General features: G+C 66.9%; 24 protein-coding genes and 1 pseudogene. 21 read left to right on the top strand and 4 right to left on the bottom strand.

Annotated elements, in window-relative coordinates; all coding sequences use genetic code 11:
* Window positions 1-23 precede the first annotated feature (23 nt).
* From ON44_RS30285 to ON44_RS30260, 7 genes are all read left to right on the top strand, one after another.
* On the top strand, window positions 24-887 hold the full coding sequence (locus ON44_RS30285) for a sugar phosphate isomerase/epimerase family protein (RefSeq protein WP_040696269.1): 864 nt from the start codon (window positions 24-26) through the stop codon (window positions 885-887).
* A 109-nt stretch (window positions 888-996) separates the two neighbouring features.
* Complete coding sequence (locus tag ON44_RS30280; RefSeq protein ID WP_083898224.1) at window positions 997-1,881, top strand: thioesterase family protein; 885 nt, start codon at window positions 997-999, stop codon at window positions 1,879-1,881.
* Window positions 1,882-1,972: 91 nt separating this feature from the next.
* Window positions 1,973-2,809 carry a pyrroline-5-carboxylate reductase gene (gene proC, locus ON44_RS30275; RefSeq protein WP_040696224.1) on the top strand — a complete coding sequence of 279 codons (837 nt, stop codon included), beginning with the start codon at window positions 1,973-1,975 and terminating at the stop codon, window positions 2,807-2,809.
* Window positions 2,810-3,016: 207 nt separating this feature from the next.
* Window positions 3,017-3,307 (top strand): helix-turn-helix domain-containing protein, encoded by a 291-nt coding sequence (locus ON44_RS54135; protein WP_373283219.1) that lies wholly within the window; start codon window positions 3,017-3,019, stop codon window positions 3,305-3,307.
* A gap of 169 nt (window positions 3,308-3,476) precedes the next feature.
* On the top strand, window positions 3,477-3,578 hold the full coding sequence (locus ON44_RS48690; RefSeq protein ID WP_003402602.1) for a 30S ribosomal protein bS22: 102 nt from the start codon (window positions 3,477-3,479) through the stop codon (window positions 3,576-3,578).
* A gap of 249 nt (window positions 3,579-3,827) precedes the next feature.
* Entirely contained in the window at window positions 3,828-4,859 is a 1,032-nt protein-coding gene (locus ON44_RS30265) for an NAD-dependent epimerase/dehydratase family protein (RefSeq protein WP_051182601.1), read from the top strand.
* The gene (locus tag ON44_RS30260; protein ID WP_040696219.1) at window positions 4,856-5,887 is read left to right on the top strand and encodes a lysophospholipid acyltransferase family protein; all 1,032 of its coding nucleotides are present in this window, start codon (window positions 4,856-4,858) and stop codon (window positions 5,885-5,887) included. Before ON44_RS30265 ends, ON44_RS30260 begins: the two co-directional genes overlap by 4 nt.
* Here ON44_RS30260 and ON44_RS30255 read toward each other — a convergent pair.
* Entirely contained in the window at window positions 5,884-6,894 is a 1,011-nt protein-coding gene (locus ON44_RS30255; protein WP_040696263.1) for an HAD family hydrolase, read from the bottom strand. The two genes, ON44_RS30260 and ON44_RS30255, sit on opposite strands and share 4 nt — an antisense overlap.
* A gap of 129 nt (window positions 6,895-7,023) precedes the next feature.
* On the opposite strand from ON44_RS30255, the gene ON44_RS30250 reads away from it, so the two are divergent.
* From ON44_RS30250 to ON44_RS30230, 5 genes are all read left to right on the top strand, one after another.
* Window positions 7,024-7,284, top strand: coding sequence for a glutaredoxin family protein (locus ON44_RS30250; protein ID WP_040696217.1), 261 nt, complete (start codon window positions 7,024-7,026; stop codon window positions 7,282-7,284).
* Window positions 7,285-7,535: 251 nt separating this feature from the next.
* Window positions 7,536-8,357 carry a redox-sensing transcriptional repressor Rex gene (locus ON44_RS30245; protein WP_040696261.1) on the top strand — a complete coding sequence of 274 codons (822 nt, stop codon included), beginning with the start codon at window positions 7,536-7,538 and terminating at the stop codon, window positions 8,355-8,357.
* Entirely contained in the window at window positions 8,354-9,823 is a 1,470-nt protein-coding gene (locus ON44_RS30240; protein WP_040696215.1) for a glutamyl-tRNA reductase, read from the top strand. The genes ON44_RS30245 and ON44_RS30240 overlap by 4 nt, the downstream gene beginning before the upstream one ends.
* On the top strand, window positions 9,820-10,854 hold the full coding sequence (gene hemC, locus ON44_RS30235) for a hydroxymethylbilane synthase (protein WP_040696213.1): 1,035 nt from the start codon (window positions 9,820-9,822) through the stop codon (window positions 10,852-10,854). Before ON44_RS30240 ends, hemC begins: the two co-directional genes overlap by 4 nt.
* A 73-nt stretch (window positions 10,855-10,927) precedes the next feature.
* Window positions 10,928-12,490, top strand: coding sequence for a bifunctional uroporphyrinogen-III C-methyltransferase/uroporphyrinogen-III synthase (locus ON44_RS30230; protein ID WP_040696211.1), 1,563 nt, complete (start codon window positions 10,928-10,930; stop codon window positions 12,488-12,490).
* Between the two features lie 160 nt (window positions 12,491-12,650).
* Here the strand turns inward: ON44_RS30230 and ON44_RS30225 are convergent, their stop codons facing one another.
* Entirely contained in the window at window positions 12,651-12,965 is a 315-nt protein-coding gene (locus ON44_RS30225; RefSeq protein ID WP_245567396.1) for a hypothetical protein, read from the bottom strand.
* Window positions 12,966-13,192: 227 nt separating this feature from the next.
* Window positions 13,193-14,005 carry a tetratricopeptide repeat protein gene (locus tag ON44_RS30220; protein ID WP_040696208.1) on the bottom strand — a complete coding sequence of 271 codons (813 nt, stop codon included), beginning with the start codon at window positions 14,003-14,005 and terminating at the stop codon, window positions 13,193-13,195.
* Window positions 14,006-14,099: 94 nt separating this feature from the next.
* On the opposite strand from ON44_RS30220, the pseudogene ON44_RS52885 reads away from it, so the two are divergent.
* The 6 genes and pseudogenes from ON44_RS52885 to ON44_RS30195 all read left to right on the top strand — a co-directional run.
* Window positions 14,100-14,387, top strand: a pseudogene (locus tag ON44_RS52885) (SDR family oxidoreductase); the annotation flags it as partial.
* A 123-nt stretch (window positions 14,388-14,510) separates the two neighbouring features.
* On the top strand, window positions 14,511-15,488 hold the full coding sequence (gene hemB / locus ON44_RS30215; RefSeq protein ID WP_040696256.1) for a porphobilinogen synthase: 978 nt from the start codon (window positions 14,511-14,513) through the stop codon (window positions 15,486-15,488).
* A gap of 506 nt (window positions 15,489-15,994) precedes the next feature.
* A complete protein-coding gene (locus ON44_RS30210; RefSeq protein WP_083898222.1) occupies window positions 15,995-16,645 on the top strand; it encodes a hypothetical protein in 651 nt (216 codons plus the stop codon).
* A 365-nt stretch (window positions 16,646-17,010) separates the two neighbouring features.
* A complete protein-coding gene (gene mce1N / locus ON44_RS30205) occupies window positions 17,011-17,547 on the top strand; it encodes a transport-regulating membrane protein Mce1N (protein WP_245567395.1) in 537 nt (178 codons plus the stop codon).
* A complete protein-coding gene (locus tag ON44_RS30200) occupies window positions 17,544-17,810 on the top strand; it encodes a hypothetical protein (RefSeq protein WP_157187356.1) in 267 nt (88 codons plus the stop codon). Before mce1N ends, ON44_RS30200 begins: the two co-directional genes overlap by 4 nt.
* 354 nt (window positions 17,811-18,164) lie before the next feature.
* The gene (locus tag ON44_RS30195) at window positions 18,165-18,404 is read left to right on the top strand and encodes a hypothetical protein (protein WP_157187355.1); all 240 of its coding nucleotides are present in this window, start codon (window positions 18,165-18,167) and stop codon (window positions 18,402-18,404) included.
* Window positions 18,405-18,433: 29 nt separating this feature from the next.
* Here ON44_RS30195 and ON44_RS30190 read toward each other — a convergent pair whose 3' ends face one another.
* Window positions 18,434-18,814, bottom strand: a complete 381-nt coding sequence (locus ON44_RS30190; RefSeq protein WP_040696200.1) for a hypothetical protein — start codon at window positions 18,812-18,814, stop codon at window positions 18,434-18,436.
* Between the two features lie 190 nt (window positions 18,815-19,004).
* Here ON44_RS30190 and hemL point away from each other — a divergent pair, with 190 nt between their 5' ends.
* The 3 genes from hemL to ON44_RS30175 are packed head-to-tail and all read left to right on the top strand — an operon-like array spanning window position 19,005 to window position 21,714.
* Complete coding sequence (gene hemL, locus ON44_RS30185) at window positions 19,005-20,342, top strand: glutamate-1-semialdehyde 2,1-aminomutase (RefSeq protein ID WP_051182600.1); 1,338 nt, start codon at window positions 19,005-19,007, stop codon at window positions 20,340-20,342.
* Window positions 20,339-21,094 (top strand): histidine phosphatase family protein, encoded by a 756-nt coding sequence (locus ON44_RS30180; RefSeq protein ID WP_245567394.1) that lies wholly within the window; start codon window positions 20,339-20,341, stop codon window positions 21,092-21,094. Before hemL ends, ON44_RS30180 begins: the two co-directional genes overlap by 4 nt.
* The gene (locus ON44_RS30175) at window positions 21,091-21,714 is read left to right on the top strand and encodes a TlpA disulfide reductase family protein (RefSeq protein ID WP_051182599.1); all 624 of its coding nucleotides are present in this window, start codon (window positions 21,091-21,093) and stop codon (window positions 21,712-21,714) included. Before ON44_RS30180 ends, ON44_RS30175 begins: the two co-directional genes overlap by 4 nt.
* Window positions 21,715-21,759: the final 45 nt, after the last annotated feature.

Below are 21,759 nucleotides of genomic sequence, written 5' to 3'. Positions count from 1 at the left end.
CCGGCGGATCCGGCGGTCAGCAGATCCTCGTCGGTCTCTCGACGGCCTCGGTCTATCCGCAGAACACCGAGGCGGCCTTCCGATACGCGGCCGAAATCGGTTACGACGGTATCGAATTGATGGTCTGGGCCGAGCCGGCCAGCCAGAGCATCGCCACGGTCCAGGCCTATTCCCGCAAATACGGTGTGCCGGTACTTGCGATCCACGCACCGTGCCTGCTGATCTCGCAGCGGGTGTGGGGCTCGGATCCGGTGGCCAAACTCGAGCGCAGTGTGCGCACGGCCGAGGCGCTCGGCGCGGGCACCGTGGTGGTGCATCCGCCGTTCCGCTGGCAGCGCAGATATGCGCAGGGCTTCGCCGATCAGGTGGCGGAGCTCGAGGAGCACAGCCACGTCATCGTCGCGGTGGAGAATATGTTCCCCATGCGCGCGGACACCCTTTTCGGCCGCAAATCCGGGTCGGTGAAGCGGCTGGAGCGCCGCGGCGGACCCGGTCCCGGCGTTACCGCGTTCAGCCCGTCCTACGATCCGACCGATACCGGATTCCGGCACTACACCCTGGATCTCTCACATACCGCGACCGCCGGTGCCGATCCGCTCGCCTTGGCCGCGCGGATGGGCCACGGCCTCGCACACCTGCATCTCGCCGACGGCCGCGGTGCGGCGCATGACGAGCATCTGGTGCCCGGCGAGGGCACCCAGCCCTGTGTCGAGCTGTGTGCGGCGCTGCTGCGCTCCGGTTTCGCCGGTCACGCGGTGGCCGAGATCAATACCCAGAACGCGCGCACCACCCAGGACCGCACGGGCATGCTCAACCGCACGCTGGACTTCGCCAGAGCGCACCTCAGCGCACCCGCTCCGGCCCCGACGCACGCCAACCAGGTGTGACGCCGCACCGATCTGCCGGCAGAGGGGAATTCCGGTCCCGAATCGCTTCGTTCTACGCTGTACGAACGCCGCGTCTCGCCGACGCGGCCGACCGACGACAGGAGTGACGATGCCGGAGCTGACCGCCGAACTCGAGCAGGCCATCACGACGGACGCACCCTTCAGCCGGGTGTGCACACTGACCGAACTGCTGTCGGCCAACCCGGATACCGGCCGCTACCTGGGCATCATCGACAAAATCTGGACTATCGGGCCGAAGGTGCACGGCGGCACCATGGTCGCGACCAGCGCCGCCGCGGCCACCCGCTGGCTGCGCGCCTCCGATGCGGCCCTGGTCGCCATGGCGCCCATCGCGGCGAGCTCCGATTTCCTCGGTGCACCGGAGCCGGGCGAGGTCGAGTACGAGGTGCACATCCGCAAGGTCGGTCGCCAGATCTGCCTGGTCGATGTGAACCTGATCCAGAACGGGCGCACGCTGGTGCGCACCGCGTTCACCTTCGGTCATCTCGATGATGCCGACCCGATCTACGCGCAGCAGCATGCTGAAATGCCGATCGAACCGCCCGCCGACGCCGTCGGTTACCGGGATTCGTCGATGGGCAAGGTCGTCCATGTGGCGCGCGGCGCCGAACTGTTCATCGACCGCGAGTGGGCCCGATTCCTCGACGGTGCGAAAGGTGAACCGCGCCTGCGTCTTTGGATGCGCCCGTTCGAGGGTGACCAGCAGGATCCGGATATCGCCATGTACTTCGCGATCATGTCCGCCGATATGAGCCCGCCGGTCCCGGCGAACCTCGGCCAGACCGGTTGGGCCCCGACCGTTCAGATGACCACCTACCTGCGCCGCCGCCCGGCCCCGGGTTGGCTGCGGATCATCGCGACCAGCCACGAGATCGGCCAGCGCATGTTCGACGAGGACCAGCTGATTCTCGACTCCACCGGTGCGGTCGTCGCGCAGAGCCGTCAGCTCGCCCTGGTGCCGCAGCCGCGATAGGACCGGTTCCCCTCGTCCAATTCCACGGACGCAAAGTGCGTGGCACCTGCGGCCGGTAAAAGGCTCGGGGAGGCGGGCTAGCCTTGAGCCCATGACGAGAGTTGCGGTGATCGGTGGCGGTCGCATCGGGGAGGCGTTGATCGCCGGATTGCTCGAATCCGGACGGGCGGCGAAGGGGCTGGTCGTCGTCGAGACGCACGCTGATCGGGCCGAACTCATCGGCGACCGCTTCGGTGTACGGGTCACCGATTCGATCGCGGACGCGATCGTCGGTGCGGATGTCTTGGTCATCGCGGTCAAGCCGGGTGATGTGGATACGGTCCTGACCCAGCTCGGCAAGGCCGAACTCGACGCCGACCGGGATCAGATCCTGGTGTCGCTGGCAGCGGGTGTGCCGACGGCGCGCCTGGAGAACAAGCTGCCCGCCGGTTTCCCGGTGGTGCGGGTGATGTCGAATACCCCGATGCTGGTCGGCCAGGGCATGAGCGTGCTCGCGCCGGGCCGCTATGCCCGGCCCGAACAGCTGGCCCAGGTGACCGAGCTGCTCGCCGCGGTCGGCAAGGTGGCGACCGTGACCGAGGCGCAGATGGATGCGGTGACCGCGGTCTCGGGTTCCGGACCCGCGTACTTCTTCCTGGTGGTCGAGGCCATGGTCGATGCCGGTGTCGGGCTCGGCCTGACCCACGACGTCGCCACCGAGCTCGTGGTGCAGACCATGCTCGGCTCGGCCGCCCTGCTCGAGAGCTCCGGGCAGACCGCTGCCGAGCTGCGTGCCGCAGTGACCTCACCGGCGGGTACGACCGCCGCCGCGGTGCGTGAATTGGAGCGTGGCGGGGTGCGTTCGGCCTTCCTCGAGGCATTGCACGCGGCGAAGCAACGATCCGCCGAACAGGGTGCCAACGACGGTGCGGGCGGCAGCGCTTCCTGAGGCGTCTCGGGTGGGCGTTGATCAAACACCGCGCGTCTACGGGGTGACCGGTCGGTTCCCTGCGTGTAAACCTGATTTCTCACACCCGTCGCAGTAATCCCACTGGTCCCGCTAAGCTTCAAGGAGCACGTGCGTGTCTGTTCCGCCGGTGGGGAAGCCGGCGGCGCGGACGTGCCGGAGGTCAGTGGTGCGATGATGTCTAACAAGATGTCTCCAAATAGTTCAGGGACGTCGCCAGGAAGTTCCGGACCATCGGGTAGCCGGGCTAATTCCCGGACCCAAGGCGGTTCGGGAACTCCGACGCAATCGGTGCTCGGCGGAGGTACTCAGTTCCTCACCGTCGCCGAGGTTGCGAATCTCATGCGAGTGTCCAAGATGACGGTCTATCGGCTGGTGCACTCGGGTGAGTTGCCCGCCGTACGGGTCGGTCGCTCATTCCGGGTGCATGCCAAGGCGGTGCACGACTATCTGGAGACGTCCTACTTCGACGCTGGATGAGGCGGTTTCATCAGCTTGACGGTGTCCCGGTAGGATGAACCCTCGGTTCGTGTGCGCCTGCCGGCGGCACCGCTTTGTGGTGTCCGGTGCCAGCTTGGCGGCGCGGACGCTGAAATAGGCGTACGTGATTGGCGTGCGCGCCGAGTAGAGAGAACGCGAGGACAACCCTATGGGTTCTGTGATCAAGAAGCGCCGCAAGCGCATGTCGAAGAAGAAGCACCGCAAGCTGCTTCGCCGCACGCGTGTTCAGCGGCGCAAACTCGGCAAGTGAGTTGCTGCGCGTTAGCTGAGAGGCCCGTCACCGATTGGTGGCGGGCTTTTCTTTTTGAAACAGCGAATTTTGAAAGTTGCTCATGTATCGGGTGACTGAAGTCATCGTTAGATCCTGGTTAATACCCTCTGCGTAGCGGAGTCGACCGGCTACTCTGATACCGCAGCAAATGGAATTGGGGGGCTGTCACAGTTGGGATCCGGTGCGGTGGGTTCTGAAATACGGGATGGACATACACCCAAGGTGGTGATGGTGACCGGTGCCAGCCGATTCTTCGGCGGCAACGTGGTCGCGCGTTTGGCCCAGGATCAGACTATCGAACACATCCTGGCCGTCGACACCATGACCCCGAGTCGTGAACTGCAACGACGCATGGGCCGCGCCGAATTCGTTCGCGCCGATATTCGAAATCCCTTGATTCGCAAGGTGATCGGCGGCAATGAGGTCGATACCGTGGTGCACGCCGCGATGCTCACGCATCCACCGGCCGGTGGTGGCCGGGCGGTGATGAAGGATCTCAATGTGCTCGGCGCCATGCAGCTGCTCGCGGTCTGTCAGAAATCGCCTTCGGTGCGGCGCGTGGTGGTGCGCTCGACCTCCGCGGTCTACGGATGCAGCGCGAAGGATCCCGCGAAATTCACCGAAGAAATGAGTGCGCGAACCCCACCGAGTGGTTGGTTTGCTCGCGACATGATCGAAATCGAAGGATTCGTCCGCGGACTCGCGCGGCGACGTCCCGATATCGCCGCTTCGATTTTGCGTTTGGCGCCCATTGTCGGCCCGCGATTGGCCCGGCGCGGTGTGCAGTATCTGCGTTCACCGGTCGCGCCGACGGTCCTCGGCCGCGATGCCAGGCTGCAGTTGCTGCACGAGGAGGACGCCATCGCCGCGATGGCGCACGCGGCCCGGCAGGCGCCCGGTGGCACCTACAACATCGCGGGCGACGGCGCGCTGATGCTATCGCAGGCGATCCGGCGTGCCGGCCGGATCGAGCTGCCGATCCCATGGCTGGTCTTCCGTACCGCGGGCCGCGCGATCATGGGCCCGATCATGCGGGACTTCACCAGTGAGCAGATCGACTATTTCCACTTCGGCTGTGGTCTCGACACCACCCGTATGCGCGCCGAACTCGGTTTCGTCCCGCGCTGGACGACGGTGCAGGCATTCGACGACTTCATCGGGGGCGCAGCGTCGCGGCCCGTCATCGATCCAGCGTGGATCGATGCCGCAGAACATAAACTGCTCGGCCTGCTCGGGGCCGATACGGGAGCACATACATGAATGACGTAGCGAAAGTCATCCAACTCCACGATCTGAATATCGAAACGCGCCAGCGGAGCACGCCGCGGCGCTGGCCGGAGCCGGTGACCGGCGAGGTCGCGCCGAGCCAGGTGGTGACGTCGCTGACCGAACGTCTCGCGGCCGCCGAACCCCCGGCGCCGCATTCGGTGTCGGACATGCTGCGCGGCGCCATCGGCAAGCAGATCCGCACCACCGCGGATTTCCTGCGCCGTCGGGTCACCGGCGACTATCAGGTCGACGAATTCGGCTTCGACGAGCATCTGCTGGAATCGTTGATCCTGCCCGCGCTGCGCCCGCTCTCGGATTATTGGTTTCGTGTGCAGGTCAACGGGATCGAGAACGTTCCGGAGGCCGGCGGTGCGCTGATCGTCGCCAACCATGCGGGCACCATCCCGCTCGACGGGCTGATGCTGCAACTGGCGATCCACGACCGGCATCCGAAGGAACGCGCGCTACGCCTGCTGGCCGCCGATCTCCTCTTCGAGACGCCGGTGCTCGGCGTGCTCGCTCGCAAGGCCGGGCACACCCTGGCCTGCCATCCGGATGCCGAAAGGCTTTTGCGCGCAGGCGAATTGACCGGCGTGTTCCCGGAGGGCTTCAAGGGCGTCGGTAAGCAGTTCACCGACCGCTACAAGCTGCAGCGCTTCGGTCGCGGCGGATTCGTCGCGGCGGCGGTGCGCACCGGCACGCCGATCATTCCGTGCTCGATCGTCGGCTCGGAAGAGATCTATCCGAAACTGGCCGATATCAAGCCGCTCGCCCGGCTGCTCAATGTGCCGTATTTCCCGGTGACACCGCTGTTCCCGCATCTGGGTCCGCTCGGTGCGCTGCCGCTGCCGTCGAAGTGGTACATCGAATTCGGCGAGCCCATCGCGACCACCGGCTACGAGGCCGAGGACGCGGACGATCCGATGACCATGTTCGAGATCACCGACCAGGTCCGCGAAACCATTCAGCAGACTCTCTACAAACTGCTCACCAAGCGCCGCAACCCGTTCACGGGCTAATGCTCGCGGCGCCGGGTGACCGCCGCGGCGACCGCGCCACCGGCGGCGCCGAGTGCCAGCGCGGTCGGCACGCCGATCTTGGCTGCCTTGCGTCCGGTGCGGAAATCACGGATCTCCCAGCCGCGATTCTTTGCCACCTCGCGTAGGTCCGAATCCGGATTGATCGCCACCGCGGTGCCGACCAGCGACAGCATCGGCACATCGTTGTGGCTGTCGGAGTAGGCCGTACAACGCTTGAGGTTCAAGCCTTCTCGGATCGCCAGTGTGCGCACCGCATGCGCCTTGCCGAGTCCGTGCAGGATGTCGCCGACCAATCGCCCGGTGAACTTTCCGTCCACGCTCTCGGCGACCGTGCCGAGCGCACCGGTGAGTCCGAGCCGCTTCGCGATCACCTGTGCCAGCTCGACCGGCGTCGCGGTCACCAGCCACACCTGCTGTCCGGCGTCCAGGTGCATCTGCGCCAAAGCCCTTGTGCCGGGCCAGATCTTGTCGGCGATGATCTCGTCGTAGATCTCCTCGCCGAGTGCGGCCAGTTCGGCGGTCGGGCGGCCCGCGATGAATGCCAGCGCCTTCTCCCGGCCCGCGGCCATATCGGTGCTGTTCTCCTTACCGGTGACCCGGAATTTCACCTGCTTCCAGGCGACGTCCACCAGATCGGAGGTCTTGAAATATTTGCGCGCGGCCAAGCCACGGGCGAAATGCACGATCGACGCACCCTGCACCATGGTGTTGTCGACATCGAAGAATGCGGCCGCGGTCAAGTCCCGCGGTACTTCGGGCCCGGTGGCCTCGATATCGGCTTCGGCGAGTTCGGCATCGTGCAGCGACAGCGCCGCCTCGGCACTGGCCTCACCGGCCAGATTGGCCCGCAACTCTTCCTCGCTCGGGCCGAAGGGGCTGCGAGAGATGCGCGCGAGCTGGTCCTGCAGACCCTGGCCGAGCCGACCCTGATTCCACCGCACCGGAAACTCACCGAATCGTCCCGCGATGAAACCCGCCCTTGCCACCTTCGATCGTTCCGGCACCAGTACCTCCGCCCGTCGCGCGAACCACAACCACATTAGCTGGCCGCGGTGACAGTTAAGGCACTACCGCACGCTCCGATCGGGGCGTGGCGAGGGGATTTAATATCGGCCATGACCAATCCCACACATTCGGTGACGCTGCTGACGAGATCGGGCTGCGGCCTCTGCGTCACCGCGTTCGAGCAACTCCTGGCGATCTGCGCCGATTTCGATATCGAGCCGTCGACGGTCGATGTCGACGAAGCCGCCGGAACCGACCCTGGCCTGCGCGCGGAGTACGGCGACCGGCTTCCCGTCGTGCTTTTGGACGGCCGTGAGCACAGCTATTTCGATGTCGACGAGCCCCGATTGCGGGCCGACTTGACTCGCTGAGCGATTGCTGATCCGGCTTGATTCCGCCGCGCTGCTGGTCGCGGCGGAAAATGAGGCCAAATTCACCGACTTTGTGAAGGGCTGCACAAGCGGTTACGGTGGTGGCACGCGACCCGCTCGCCGAGGCTGCGGATCCACCGCGTAATGAACCCAGCATTCCGAATACTTCGACCATGGCACCGGACCGCCCCGGGCCCGAGGTCGAACGACGAACCGGACCTCGCCGGAGGCCGGAACGAGGAGCCGACGACGTGACAGAGCAGCATGAGGCGCCGAGTGGCGTCTCCGGCAGGGCTCTGCAGAAGGACATCCCCCAAGCCACCGTGGCGCGGCTGGCCACCTATCTCCGGGTCCTGGCCATGTTGGCCGACGACGGTGTTGCCATCGTATCGAGTGAGGAACTGGCTGTCGCGGCGGGTGTCAATTCGGCCAAGTTGCGCAAGGACCTTTCCTTCCTCGGCCCCAACGGTGTTCGGGGTGTCGGCTATGACGTCGCCAAGTTGCGCACCAGGATCGAGGATGTGCTCGGGCTCTCGCAGGGACATCGGGTGGTACTGGTCGGCGCCGGAAATCTGGGCCGGGCCCTGGTGGGCTACGGCGGGTTCCGGCGGCGCGGCTTCACCGTGGTCGGCATGTTCGACAGCCATCCCGAGGTGATCGGCCGGTCGGTCGCCGGTCTGGTGGTGGGCGATGTCGCGGATCTGGCCCCGGCCATCGACGTCTTGAAGCCGACCATCGCGGTGATCACCGTGCCCGACGACGCGGCACAGGATGTCTGCGATCTGCTGGTCGCCTCCGGGCTGCAGTCGATTCTGAGCTTTGCCCCATGTGAGCTGACCGCACCGGAGACGGTGGAGGTGCGCCGGGTCGATCTGGCGGTCGAGTTGCAGATGCTGTCGTTCGAGACCGCACGCAATGCGCCGCCGCTGCCCGAGGTCGCACACGCCGTTTCCGGCCGCATCGCCCACCGCGCGCCCGCGCACACTGCCGCCGGACATCCGGCGCTCAAGCACTCGACGTCCTCGCATTCGGCAACGGAGCCATCCAGCAAGGGATCGGTGGTCACACCATGAGCATTCTTTTGGTCGGGATTTCGCATCGCAGCGCGCCCGTCTCGATTCTGGAGAAGGTCGCGATCACCGACGCGGACCGGCCGAAACTGATCGATCGAATGCTCACCTCCAGCCATGTGTCCGAGGCGATGATCGTCTCCACCTGCAACCGCGTCGAGGTCTACGCAGTGGTGGACGCCTTCCATGGCGGCCTCGCCGAGGTCGGCGAGCTGCTGACCAAACATTCCGGACTGCCGCTGCCGGATCTGACCAAACACGCCTACGTCCGCTACAGCGAGGCCGCCGCCGAGCATCTGTTCGCGGTGGCCAGCGGTCTGGATTCGATGGTGATCGGCGAGCAGCAGGTGCTCAGCCAGATCCGTGGCGCCTATGCCTCCGCCGATGCCCAGCAGGCGGTCGGGCGGACCATGCACGAACTCGCGCAGCACGCGCTGCGCGTCGGCAAGCGGGTGCATTCGGAGACCGGTATCGACCGGGCCGGTGCGTCGGTGGTTTCGGTGGCGCTGGATCGGGCGCAGCATGTGCTCGGCCCGCTCGCCGGGCAGACCGCCGTCGTGCTGGGAGCCGGGGCGATGGGCGGGCTCGCGGTGGCGCATCTGTCGCGGGCGGGCATCGGCCGCATCATCGTGGTGAATCGCACGTCGGCCCGGGCCAAGCGGCTCGCCGCGACCGCGCGCAGTCACGGTGTCGAAGCTCATTCGATGGAACTGTCGCGCCTGACCGAGGCGATGGCGGCCGCGGATGTCGTCATCACCTGTACCGGCGCGGTCGGCGCGGTGGTGACGCTGGCCGATACCCATCGCGCACTCGCCGAACGTGAGCGCGCCAGCCGGGTGGAACGGCCGTTGGTGTTCTGCGATCTCGGTCTGCCGCGCGATGTCGAACACGCCGTAGCCGGACTGCCCGGTGTCACCGTCATCGATATCGAGACATTGCAGCGCGATCCGGCGGCCGGTGCGGCCGCCGACGATACCGCCGCCGCGCGCTCGATCGTCGCCGACGAACTCGCGAAATACCTTGCGGGCCAGCGCATGGCGGAGGTCACCCCGACCGTTGCCGCGTTGCGGCAGCGCGCGGCCGAGGTGGTCGAGGCCGAATTACTGCGGCTGGATTCCCGGCTGCCCGGACTGGCTGATCCGGAGCGTGACGAGGTGGCGCGCACCGTGCGTCGCGTGGTGGACAAGTTGCTCCACGCGCCGACGGTGCGAGTCAAACAGTTGGCCTCCACCCCGGGCGGCGATACCTACGCCGAGGCGCTGCGAGAACTGTTCGAGCTCAAACCCGGTGCGGCGCAAGCGGTTGCGGCTCCGATGGAGCTCAGTTCGATCAGCGACGAGCATACCGCGATCCGCTTCCTCGGCGATATTTCCCTCGACCAGGAAGCGATCGTCGGCGGCAGCGAGATCACGCTGGCCGACGACTTCACCGCCGGACACCGCGGCGAAGAACAGGGGCAGACGGCATGACAGTTGTGCAGGAAGAGGAAAACGTGACCGCAGGCAGCATTCGCGTGCCGTGGCGGATCGGCACCAGAGGCAGTTTGCTCGCCCTCACGCAGGCGGGCACCATCCGCGACAACCTGATCGCGGCCGGACACGACGCGGAGCTGGTGGTCGTCAAGACCGCGGGCGATCTGTCCTCGGATCCGGTGCAACAGATCGGTGTCGGCGTCTTCACCTCGGCACTGCGCGACGAACTGGCCGCCGGGAATATCGATATCGCGGTGCATTCGTACAAAGACCTGCCGACCGCACAGGATCCGCGTTTCACCATCGCGGCCATCCCGCCCCGCGAGGATCCGCGCGACGCACTGGTGGCGCGCGATGGTCTGGTGCTCGGTGAACTTCCCGCCGGTGCCAAGGTCGGCACCTCCGCGCCGCGCCGCGCCGCCCAATTGCGTGCCCTCGGACTCGGTCTGGACATCGTGCCGCTACGTGGCAATCTCGATACCCGGCTGCGAAAGGTCAGCGAGGGGGAGTTGGACGCGGTCGTGGTGGCCAGGGCCGGACTGGCCAGAATCGGCCGGCTCGACGTGGTCACCGAGGCGCTGGAGCCGGTGCAGATGTTGCCCGCGCCCGCGCAGGGTGCGTTGGCGGTGGAATGCCGCAGCGATGACAGCGAACTCATCAAGGCGCTGACCGAACTCGACGACGCCGCGACCCGTGCGTCCGTCATTGCCGAGCGGTCGCTGCTGGCCGAACTGGAGGCCGGTTGCACCGTGCCGATCGGCGCGATCGCCGAGGTCGTCGAATCGCTCGACGATGACGGCAGAATTATCGACGAACTCTCGCTGCGCGGTTGCGCGGCGGCCGTCGACGGCTCCGATGTATTGCGAGCCTCCGTGGTCGGCGCTCCGGAGCGCGCTGCGGAGCTCGGCCGCGAGTTGGCCCGGGAACTGCTCGATCTGGGCGCCCGCGAGCTGCTCAGCACGCCGGAAGCAGCGGTTAACCCGCCCACTGACTTTTCCAATTCCAGCCCAATGGAGAACAGCCGATGAGCGAGCGAAGCGAGCGAATCAACAGCACAGCGCCTTCGGGCATGGCCGTGCCGAGCGCTAGCGAGGTGCGGGCATGAGCCGAGCACACAAGAAGCATCCAGGACGGATCCTGTTTGTCGGGTCGGGGCCCGGCGACGCGGCACTGCTGACAGTGCGTGCGCGCGAGGTGCTGGGGCGGGCGACATTGGCATTCACCGATCCCGATGTCGACAAGGGCGTGCTCGCCCTGATCGGTATCGCGGTCGAGCCGGGCGAGGACGGTGAACGCCCGGTGGATGTGCGGCCCGCGCTCGGCGACCCCGCCGAGGTGGCCAAGACGCTGATCGCCGAGGCCCGCGGTGGCCATGACGTGGTCCGGGTGGTCGCGGGTGATCCGCTGACGACCGATTCGGTGATCGCCGAGGTCAATGCGGTGACGCGCTCGCATATGGTCTTCGAGGTGCTGCCGGGGCTGCCCAATGGTTCCGCGGTGCCGAGTTTCGCCGGTATCGCGCTGGGCTCCGGGCACACCGAGGCCGATGTGCGCGGTGAGGTCGACTGGGCCGCTCTGGCCGCCGCGCCGGGCCCGCTGGTGTTGTCGGCGACCTCGGGTCATCTGGCCGAAACCGCGAGTGCGCTGGTCGAACACGGTATGGCGCCGCAGACCCCGGTCGCGGTGACGGTGCGCGGCACCACCCGCCAGCAGCGCACCATCGAGGCCACCCTGGCCACGCTCAACAGTGCGGCCTCCGAATTGGTCGGTCCGCTGGTGGTGACCATCGGCAAGGTGGTCGCGCAGCGGTCGAAGATGTCGTGGTGGGAGTCGCGGGCGCTGTACGGCTGGACCGTGCTGGTGCCGCGCACCAAGGATCAGGCCGCCGAGATGAGCGAGCGACTGGTCACCCACGGCGCCATCCCGATGGAGGTGCCGACCATCGCGGTCGAGCCGCCGCGCAGTCCGGCGCAGATGGAGCGCGCGGTCAAGGGTCTGGTCGACGGCCGCTACCAGTGGGTGGTGTTCACCTCCACCAATGCGGTGCGCGCGGTATGGGAGAAGTTCGCCGAATTCGGTTTGGACGCGCGGGCCTTCTCCGGTGTGAAGATCGCCTGCGTCGGCGAGGCGACCGCGGACAAGGTGCGCTCGTTCGGCATCAACCCGGAGCTGGTGCCGAGTGGCGAACAGTCCTCCGAGGGCCTGCTCGCTGACTTCCCGCCCTACGATGACGTTTTCGATCCGGTGAACCGGGTCCTGTTGCCGCGCGCGGACATTGCCACCGAAACCCTGGCCGAGGGTCTGCGCGACCGCGGCTGGGAAATCGATGACGTGACCGCTTACCGCACGGTGCGCGCCTCGCCGCCGCCGGCCGAGACCCGCGAGATGATCAAGACCGGCGGCTTCGACGCGGTGCTGTTCACCTCGTCCTCCACGGTCCGCAATCTGGTCGGTATCGCGGGTAAACCGCACGCGCGCACCATCGTTGCGTGCATCGGCCCGAAGACCGCCGAGACGGCCATCGAATTCGGTCTGCGCGTGGATGTGCAGCCGGAGGTCGCCCAGGTCGGTCCGCTGGTGGAGGCGCTGGCCGAGCATGCGGCCCGCCTGCGCGCCGAGGGCCTGCTGCCCCCGCCGCGCAAGAAGAGCCGCCGCAGCCGCTAGATATCCGTCGGCCTACCCGGTTGGGCGGCGAGAGTGCGGGCTGTTTCGAGCGACCTGCAAGCAGTCGCTAGCAGACCTTTTCGAGCGACCTGCAAGCAGTCGCTAGCGGTGGCTCCCTCGCCGCGCAAACGGAGCCGCCGCAACCGTCGAGCTCCGTTGATCAGCGGCTGTAGCGCATCAGGGTCCGCACCAAACGGCAGGTGGTGTCGGACGGCGGGCGGATATCGATGAGTTCGGCTGTGCGTCGGATCCTTTCGTTGCTGGCCTGGCTCGGCAGGTAGATCCCGGAGTCCAGCAGGGCGATGGTCAGGCGCATCGCCTTGAGTCGCCGATTGTGCGAGATGTACCACTTGCGCGGCCGGCCGGTGGGCAGCGGCCGCTTCTGCAGCGGAACATAGGGCCGAACTGTGTTGTTTCGAGCGACCTGCAAGCAATCGCTAGCGGCGACCTTCGACTTCGGTGCGGTGTTGGGCACGGTGGCGTCCTCCCGTCGCAATCGGGAACCCGGAGCGATTCCTCGAACACGCCTTCGATTTTACTCCTGCCCACCGACAAAAACGCCCGCTCACAAGGGCTTTCGTACGCTGCGGCGAACCGCGCGGTGATCTGGGCAACCCCGAGTTCGAACCGAGGGCTCGGGTACGCGGTGCCCGGCCGTGAGACCGGCTATCCGGGCGGATGATTTGTTCGCGGGCGTGCGTTTCAGAGTCCGTGTAGGCGTTCGAGCGCTTGGGGGTGGCGCAGGATTGCGGCGCGTTCGAGCCAGTAGCGGGCATCCTTGTGCGCCTGCGCTTTTGCCGCGGGATTGTCCTTCTGCACAGGTTGCTCGCGCAGGAATCGCGCGAGCTGGAACATCGAATCAGCATCTCCCGCTTCAGCGCCGCGACGCAACCATCGCTCGCCCTCGACCCAGTCACCGTGGTCGAGGAAGATCGCGCCGAGTACGGCCATGGCGTCGTCGCGACCGCGCCGGACCGCCTCGGTCAGCAGCGTGATCGCTCGTTCGATTTCACCGTCGCGCGCCAGATATACGCCGAGAGTGCGCATGGCCGTTGGACTTCCGGCCCGCACCGCCCGCTCGTACCAGTGCCGCGCCTCATTGTCGACACCGCGACGACTCGCGACAACACCCATATTGCACAGCGCTTCCGGCAGCCCGTCCTCGGCCGCGGGCAGGAACCACAACTCGGCGGCGTCGAGATTTCCGCGCTCCAGATACAACGTGCCCAATTGCTGATCCGCCCCTGGACAACCGGCCGCGATCGCGAACTCCAGCCATCGAATCGCATCCGAGATCCGGCCATCGGCCGCGAGCAATGCGCCGAGGCCTGCCATGGCAGGTCCGCTGCCTCGGGCGGCGGCGCGGCGGAACCACTGCTCGGCCTCGGCCGTCTCACCCGCCTCCGATAACCGCTGCGCCAACTGCACGATCACGCTCGAATCCCCGCCACGCGCCAGTCTCCGCAGACCTTCCCAATCGGTGCGTCGCCGCGGGGGCGTCGCGAATTCGGTCATCGCGTACTCCTGGAACAAGGCCGGTCACACCCCACCATCATCCGCCCCTCGCACCGCACTCTTCGAGCACCGGTAAATCCCCGGCGACCGCCGGGTGGCCCGCAGTCTCGCGCAGCGGGCTTATCGAATCCTCGAGACATCCTTAACGGGATGGTGTGGTGCAAGCCCGCGCGGCATCCGGGTCAATGCGATCGCGTCGGGCGCCACCGATACCGCGCTGATCCGACCAGACGGCCTGCCGGATGCGATGTGGGCGGTGCTCGAGGATGCTCGAGGTCCACAGAATGTGTCCGCGCTGGGCCGGATGGCCGAACCTGCGGAGATCGCCCGCGCGATCCCTGCGCTGTGCGGCGACGACCTCGGATATATGGCGGGTTCGACGGTATTGGTCGGCGGCCCGTTCGGCGGCGGAAAGATGCAGATGCCGCCGGGCTTCCCGGCGCGCTGCTCCATTGGCGCACCCGCCGCTTGTGACTCGCATTCTGGCCGGGCGTATCGTGCGGTTATGACCGGATTGGACCGCCCGCGGCGGTTGCGCCGTACCCCCGCCCTGCGTCGTCTCGTGGCCGAAACAACTCTCGAGCCACGGCAATTGGTGCTGCCGATGTTCGTCGCCGACGGACTCGACGAGCCGCGCGCGATCGGCTCGATGCCGGGCGTGCTGCAGCATTCGATGGATTCGCTGCGCAAGGCGGCGGTCGAGGCGGTCACCGCGGGCGTGGGCGGGCTCATGCTCTTCGGTGTGCCGCGGCCCGAGGACAAGGACGCCACCGGCAGCAAGGCCAGCGATCCCGACGGCATTCTCAACCGGGGTCTGCGTGCGCTCGCCGACGAGGTCGGCGATTCGACGGTGGTCATGGCCGATACCTGTCTCGACGAATTCACCGATCACGGGCACTGCGGCGTACTGTCCGCGGACGGTGCCGTCGATAACGACGCCACCCTGCACCGCTACGTGGAGATGGCGCTCGCGCAAGCCGAAGCCGGTGCGGATCTGCTCGGTACCAGCGGCATGATGGACGGTCAGGTCGGCGCGATCCGGCGCGGACTGGACGCGGTCGGGCGCACCGATACCGGCATTCTCGCCTACGCGGCGAAGTACGCCTCGGCGTTCTACGGTCCGTTCCGCGAGGCGGTCGCCTCCTCGCTGGAAGGGGATCGGCGTAGTTATCAGCAGGATCCGGCGAACCGCCGCGAGGCGATCCGGGAACTGCAACTGGATCTGGCCGAGGGCGCGGACATCGTGATGGTCAAGCCGGCGATGTCGTATCTGGACATCCTGCGCGATGTCGCCGACCAATCGACGGTGCCGGTGGCCGCGTATCAGATCTCGGGCGAATACGCGATGATCACCGCGGCCGCCCAGCGCGGCTGGATCGACCGCCGCGGCGCCATCCTGGAATCGCTCATCGGCATCCGCCGGGCCGGTGCGGATATGGTGCTCACCTACTGGGCGACCGAGGCCGCGCACTGGCTGTCGTGACGAATCCGCTCAGACCCGAGGCGCCGGGTTCGGAATCCGGCAGTCCGAAGTCCGAGTCGGAGTCGTCGACCCCGGAATCGGCCACATCACAGTCCTCCGCCCCCGAGCCGGGTAATCCGAATTCGCCGGATCGTGAGTCGGGCGAGACGGCGTCTCTGGGTTCGTATCCACAAGGGGCGGATACTCCGGGACCAAATTCCCCTGTGTCACTTTCAGAGGGCGCGCATCCACCAGGGGCAGATCCGACAGGGCCGCAGGATGCTGAGTCGGCTGCGGGGTCGCAGGGGACGGAGGTGTTCGAGGCGCCTGATTCGAGTCCACACGGTCCGAGTCCCACAGGTGCGGAACTGTCTGGTTCGAGTCTTGCAGGCGCGAATTCCCCGGGTTCGGATCCGCAGGGTGCGAATCCGCCTGGGCCGCAGGGCGCTGAGTCGGCTGCGGGGTCGCAGGGGGCGGAGGTGCCAGGGGCGGCGGATTCGAGTTCACACGCTCCGAGTCTCGCAGAAGTGCATCCGCACGGTCCGAGTCCGGCGGCAGCGCATCCGCCCGAGCCGGTTCCGTCCGGACTGTATCCGCAGGGCGCGATTCCGCCGGGGGCGTATCCACAGATGCCGTATCCGCCCGGGATGTATCCACCGGGGCTGCACGCGCGTGGGCCCGTTGTCCTGCCGCGGCCCGAACCGCCGGAGGATATTCGGACCGCGCGGCAATTGTGGTGGGGCGTAATCGGATTCGGCATTCTGCAGATGATCGGCTCGGTTGTCGCGGCGTTTCAGCAGCGCAAGGATTTCGCGCAGAAGATGTTCGACCAGGTGCACGTCGGCGATCCGAATTTCACGATGGCCGATGCGGAGCTGATGGTGTCGTTGGCCTTCGTTGTGGCTGTGGTGATCGGGTTGGCGCTGGCGGCATTCGCCTTGCTGTTCGTGCACCAGCTCGTGCGCGGAAAGCTTTGGGCGCGGACGCTTTTGACTGCTGTGGGCGTCTGGTTGGTGCTGGTCGCGGTCGGCACACTGTTCGCGCTGGAAGCGGTAACCGGAGCGGCCTCGCTGGTGGCCGGTGCGGCGGCGATCGTGCAGGGCGTGCTGGCGGCGGGCGCGGTGTATCTGAGTCACCGTCCGGACTCGACCGCGTACTTCCAGATGAATCGCAGGTGAACGAAGGCTGGAGCCGTCCGCGAGTTTGTCAAGAAATCGGCAGCATGTATCGTGAGGGTTGTCACAGAGGACATGGGAACCGGAAGTCATTTGTTACACGTTGTCTTACGTTTTGTAAGTACGTCGACCAGATGGCTCCGGGAGATCGGAGGCATCGATGCGAGTGGTGATCCAACAGCCGCAGAGCATTCGACGAGATCTGCTTGTACTGAGCCTGCTTGTCCTGTTCGCGTTGGTCACCGTCGCGCTGCTGATACTGCCCGGCGCGGTCGGCTGATCCGGGACCGGATGTCGATTTCCGTCGCCGTGCCCGGCTGGCCCTTTCGAGCGACCTGCAAGCAGTCGCTAGCGGCCGGGAGCATGGTGTGACGGATTCCGCGGATGGCGCGACCATCCTGTTCGCCGAGCCGGGCGCGCGCTGGCGTTCGGTGGTCTACGGGCCATTGCTGTGTCTGATCGTGCTGATTCTGGAATTGGTGAGCGCTGATCAGGTGCACTGGTTCGCCCTCATTTTCTGTGCCGCGCTGATCGCGGGTTTCGTTGTGCTGCAGGTGATCGCGGGGCAGCGGCATGTGAGCGTCGAGCTGACTCCCGACACGCTGCGCGAGGGCACCGAGACCCTGCCGCTGGCGGCCATCGCCGCGGTGCTGCCCGAGCGGGACGAGGACTCCTGGGATGATGAGGATTGGGAATCGGCGCGCTCACTCGGCGAATTGAGCGGGGTGCCACGCCGTCGCAAGGGCATCGGGTTGCGGCTCGTCGGTGGTGAACTGGTGCAGGCGTGGGCGAAGGATCACCGCGGACTGCGGGCCGCGCTCACCGAAGCGCTCGGTGGGTCCGATGCCGACGTGCCGACGCGGACCGAGGAAACCGAAGACAGCCAGAACGGAGCGGATCGTTGACACGCTTGATTGCGCTCGGTGACCGGATGCTTCCGGCGTTGGTCGAGTTGACACTCGCGCTCGGCTGCGCGGTCCTTGCGGTGGTGAGCTGGCGCAATGGGCTGATCACCACCACCTTCGCGCCGTCGGGCGACGTGCCCGGCTTCGATTCCACCCGCTACAGCGCCCCGTGGTTGGTGCTCGCCGCTTTCCTGGTCATGGTGGCCGGCGTGCTCGCGATCGATGCCGGCGCGCGCACGGTGCGTGCCGCGCGTTCGCGCTGAACCAGGGCAATCACCGGCGATCGGCATCGCCTCGGCTGTTTTGGTCGCGAATTGCGCGGGAACATCGCAGGCATGATGCCGATAATCCCATCGTTCTCGCCGCTGAATCTGCTGCCGGTCCCGTTGGCCTGTCTGCTGACCACCGGTTTCGCCGGGTTGTGCTTGGGCGCCACCTCATAGCGCCCGCACCTCGGGCGCAACGGCGATCCGGGACATGCGCTGGCGCATCGGCCGCGACTGCACTAGCGTGCAAGTGCCGCGCCGCGAGGTGCAACGGTCGGCATTCAGTGAATACTGTTGTGGCCGTTATGCTTTCGGCCGGAATCCGAATTGTGTCGACTGGGAGAAATGCTTGTGATTCGTTTTGCCGGGAAAGTGTGCGCGGCGGTCGTCGTGGCGGCCGCGATCGGTGCGGCGCCCGCATGGGCCGCGCCGGGACTGCCGCTGGAACCCGCCGCCCAGTCCGACCCTCGGACCGAGGTGGCCCAGCCCGCGCCGATCTTCGTGCCCGATTCGGGTTCGGCGGGTGTGTACAACAACTTCATGTGCCAGCTGCACACCATCTCGGCATCGGTGCCGTGCATGTACACCTGAGTTCACCCACTCCGGCGGCTGCCGTCCCGCTAGTTCCAGTTCTGGTAAATGTCCAGCGTGCGGCCGTCCCTCGTGCCCGGCGCGTTGACGTACACGGTGACGGTGCCGTCGGGATGACTGGCCGCCTCCATGATGACCTGGCGCAGTGAGGCGTGCACTCCGCCGTTCTCGTCGCGGTAGATCTCGGTGTCGCTCTTCAGTCCAGCGCCGATCCGGTTGAGCGGCACCACCATGGTGACCAACGCGGGCAGTGGTCCGCCGCCGAGGGCCACGGTCTCCGCGTGATCCAGATGCAGCCCGATCCGGTCAGGCTGGCTGACCGGATCCGCGGCGGCTGCGGTCCCGGTGCCGAAGGTGACGGTGGCGGCGAGCGCGGCAAAGATCGTGGCGCTGATGACGGCAAACCGCATTGGACCCTCCCGATGGGCTAGATGGTGCGACGACGCACCGAGATTACGCATCTGTAATGGGTCGGCGACCGATATCGGCCGCAACCATGATCGGCGTGTTGCGCCGGCAGGGGTGCGGTGCCTGCGGTCTGCGTCACTCGACTACACCCTGTCGTCGACTCGTTCCAATCGGGCTGAGACACTGGACGTCGTGAGTTCTTCTCCGCGCGTGACCAGGGCATCGGTGCCGGTCTCGGCTCAGCTCTTCGACCGGGCCGCTTCGGTGATTCCGGGTGGTGTGAATTCGCCGGTGCGGGCCTTCAAGTCCGTCGGCGGCACACCGCGATTCATCGCATCGGCCAAGGGCTGCACACTCATCGATGTCGACGGGAACGAGTATGTCGACCTGGTGTGCTCCTGGGGTCCGATGATTCTCGGCCACGCGCATCCCGAGGTGGTCGAGGCGGTGCAGCGCGCGGCCGTCGGCGGACTGTCCTTCGGCGCGCCGACCGAAGCCGAGATCGAACTCGCCGAACTGATCGCCGAGCGAATGGCGCCGGTGGACCGGGTCCGCCTGGTCAACTCCGGCACCGAGGCCACCATGAGCGCGGTCCGGCTGGCCCGCGGCTACACCGGTCGCGCCAAGATCATCAAATTCTCGGGTTGCTACCACGGCCATGTGGACGCGCTCCTCGCCGACGCCGGATCCGGCGTCGCGACCCTCGGCCTGCCGACCTCGCCCGGTGTCACCGGCGCGCAGGCGGGCGACACCATCGTGCTGCCGTACAACGACATCGAGGCCGTTGCCGCCGCCTTCGCCGCGCATCCGGGTGAAATCGCGTGTGTGATCACCGAGGCGGCCGCGGGCAATATGGGTGCGGTCGCGCCGCTGCCCGGTTTCAACGAGGGCCTGCGCAAACTGACCGCAGACGACGGCGCGCTGCTGATCATGGACGAAGTAATGACCGGATTCCGGGTGAGCCGGTCCGGTTGGTTCGGCCGCGACGGTGTCGCCGGTGACCTCTACACCTTCGGCAAGGTGATGAGCGGTGGGCTACCTGCCGCAGCATTCGGAGGGCGCGCCGAGATCATGAATCACCTTGCGCCGCTTGGTCCGGTGTATCAGGCGGGCACCCTGTCCGGGAACCCGGTTGCCGTCGCCGCCGGCCTCGCCTCGCTGCGTGCGGCCGACGACGCGGTGTACGCCGCACTCGATCGCAATGCCGAGCGGCTGGGCGGCTTGTTCACCGAGGCACTCGGTGCCGCGGGGGTCGAGCATCAGGTCCAGTTCGCGGGCAATATGGTGAGCGTGTTCTTCGCCGACCGTCCGGTCACCGACTACGCCGCCGCCAAAGCCAGCCAGACCTGGCGTTTTCCCGCTTTCTTCCACGCGCTGCTCGACGGCGGTGTGTACGCGCCGCCGAGCGCGTTCGAAGCATGGTTCGTCTCCGCGGCGCTCGACGAGGACGCATTCGACCGTATCGCCGCCGCCCTGCCCGCCGCCGCACATGCGGCCGCGGCCGCCACCCCCGAAGGATCCCGCGCGTGAGTTCCGACCAGCCAGATTCAGAAATGCGCGAACTACCAGATACCCCTGTCGACAGCGCGGAAACGGCCGCCCTCGTCGACGAGTCCGATGCCGCCGCGCCGGTCGACGCCGTCGAGGACGACACCGCCGAGACCATCGTGCACGTGCTGCGGCACGGCGAGGTGCACAACCCGAAGGGCATTCTCTACGGTCGCCTGCCCGGGTTCAGCCTGTCCGTGACCGGTCGGTCGCAGGCCGGTGCGGTGGCGCGGTCGCTGGCCGACCACGACATCGCGGTGGTGATCGCCTCGCCGCTGCAGCGTGCGCAGGAGACCGCCGAGCCGATCGCGCGTCAGCACGGGCTGCTCGTGCGTACCGACGAGAACCTGATCGAGGCCGGTAATACCTTCGAGGGCCTGCGGGTTTCGGTCGGCGACGGTGCGCTGCGCAAGCCGAGGCACTGGTGGAAGCTGCGCGATCCGTTCACCCCGTCCTGGGGCGAGCCGTATCTGCAGATCGCGCACCGCATGCTGGCCGCGGTCAATAAGGCCAGGGTCGAGGCGGCCGGGCACGAGGCGGTACTGGTCTCGCATCAGCTGCCGGTCTGGACGCTGCGGCGGTTCCTGCAGGGCCAGCGGCTCTGGCACGATCCGCGGCACCGGCAGTGCTCGCTCGCCTCGCTGACCTCGCTGGTCTACCAGGGCGACACCCTCGTCGACATCGTCTACTCCGAGCCCGCAGGCGGTTCGGATCCCACGGTGCACGGCGCATGAGAACTTCTTCCCGGCCGTCGGCCCGGCGTTTCGCGCCGGTCCTGCTCGCGTGCGTGGCCCTGGTGGCCGCGCTCGCGGGTTGTTCGACCGGGAAGGATGCGGTGGCCTCCGGCGGTACGTTCGAATTCGTCTCGCCCGGTGGCAAAACCGATATTTTCTACGATCCGCCCGCCGCGCGTGGCACCATCGGCAAGCTCGCCGGGCCGGATCTGATGACCTCGGGCAAGACCACCTCGGTCGCCGACTTCCCGGACAAGGTGGTCGTGCTCAATCTGTGGGGGCAGTGGTGCGGGCCGTGCCGTGCCGAGGCGCCCGCGCTCGAAAAGGTCTACGAGGCAACCAAGGACAGGGGCGTCGTCTTTCTCGGCATCAATGTCCGTGATTTCCAGCAGGACAAGGCACAGGACTTCGTCGTCGACAACAAGGTCGGTTATCCGTCCGTCTACGACCCGTCCATGCGCACCCTGCTCGCGCTCGGCGGCAACTTCCCGACCAGTGTCATTCCCACCACGCTGGTGCTGGATCGGCAACATCGGGTCGCCGCTGTCTTCCTCCGCTCGCTCTTGGCGGAAGACCTCCAACCAATTGTCGAACGCATTGCCGCGGAAGGTTCGCAGTGACCCCGCACAAGCCGTTCGGCCCATGTCGTAATTACGTCCCGCTCG

It is taken from the genome of Nocardia vinacea NBRC 16497 (genome assembly GCF_000308835.1).
Lineage (GTDB): Bacteria > Actinomycetota > Actinomycetes > Mycobacteriales > Mycobacteriaceae > Nocardia > Nocardia vinacea.
This window is presented reverse-complemented; position numbering and strand designations above follow the sequence as displayed.

Excerpts from the sequence above, each read along its gene's own strand:
- ON44_RS30250 (WP_040696217.1), top strand. The coding sequence starts at position 7,024 with ATGACCAATCCCACACATTCGGTGACGCTGCTGACGAGATCGGGCTGC.
- proC (WP_040696224.1), top strand. The coding sequence starts at position 1,973 with ATGACGAGAGTTGCGGTGATCGGTGGCGGTCGCATCGGGGAGGCGTTG.
- ON44_RS30260 (WP_040696219.1), top strand. The coding sequence starts at position 4,856 with ATGAATGACGTAGCGAAAGTCATCCAACTCCACGATCTGAATATCGAA.
- ON44_RS48690 (WP_003402602.1), top strand. The coding sequence starts at position 3,477 with ATGGGTTCTGTGATCAAGAAGCGCCGCAAGCGCATGTCGAAGAAGAAG.
- ON44_RS30265 (WP_051182601.1), top strand. The coding sequence starts at position 3,828 with ATGGTGACCGGTGCCAGCCGATTCTTCGGCGGCAACGTGGTCGCGCGT.
- ON44_RS30230 (WP_040696211.1), top strand. The coding sequence starts at position 10,928 with ATGAGCCGAGCACACAAGAAGCATCCAGGACGGATCCTGTTTGTCGGG.
- ON44_RS30175 (WP_051182599.1), top strand. The coding sequence starts at position 21,091 with ATGAGAACTTCTTCCCGGCCGTCGGCCCGGCGTTTCGCGCCGGTCCTG.
- ON44_RS30220 (WP_040696208.1), bottom strand. The coding sequence starts at position 14,005 with ATGACCGAATTCGCGACGCCCCCGCGGCGACGCACCGATTGGGAAGGT.
- hemB (WP_040696256.1), top strand. The coding sequence starts at position 14,511 with ATGACCGGATTGGACCGCCCGCGGCGGTTGCGCCGTACCCCCGCCCTG.
- hemC (WP_040696213.1), top strand. The coding sequence starts at position 9,820 with ATGACAGTTGTGCAGGAAGAGGAAAACGTGACCGCAGGCAGCATTCGC.
- ON44_RS30280 (WP_083898224.1), top strand. The coding sequence starts at position 997 with ATGCCGGAGCTGACCGCCGAACTCGAGCAGGCCATCACGACGGACGCA.
- ON44_RS30240 (WP_040696215.1), top strand. The coding sequence starts at position 8,354 with ATGAGCATTCTTTTGGTCGGGATTTCGCATCGCAGCGCGCCCGTCTCG.
- ON44_RS54135 (WP_373283219.1), top strand. The coding sequence starts at position 3,017 with ATGTCTCCAAATAGTTCAGGGACGTCGCCAGGAAGTTCCGGACCATCG.
- ON44_RS30190 (WP_040696200.1), bottom strand. The coding sequence starts at position 18,814 with ATGCGGTTTGCCGTCATCAGCGCCACGATCTTTGCCGCGCTCGCCGCC.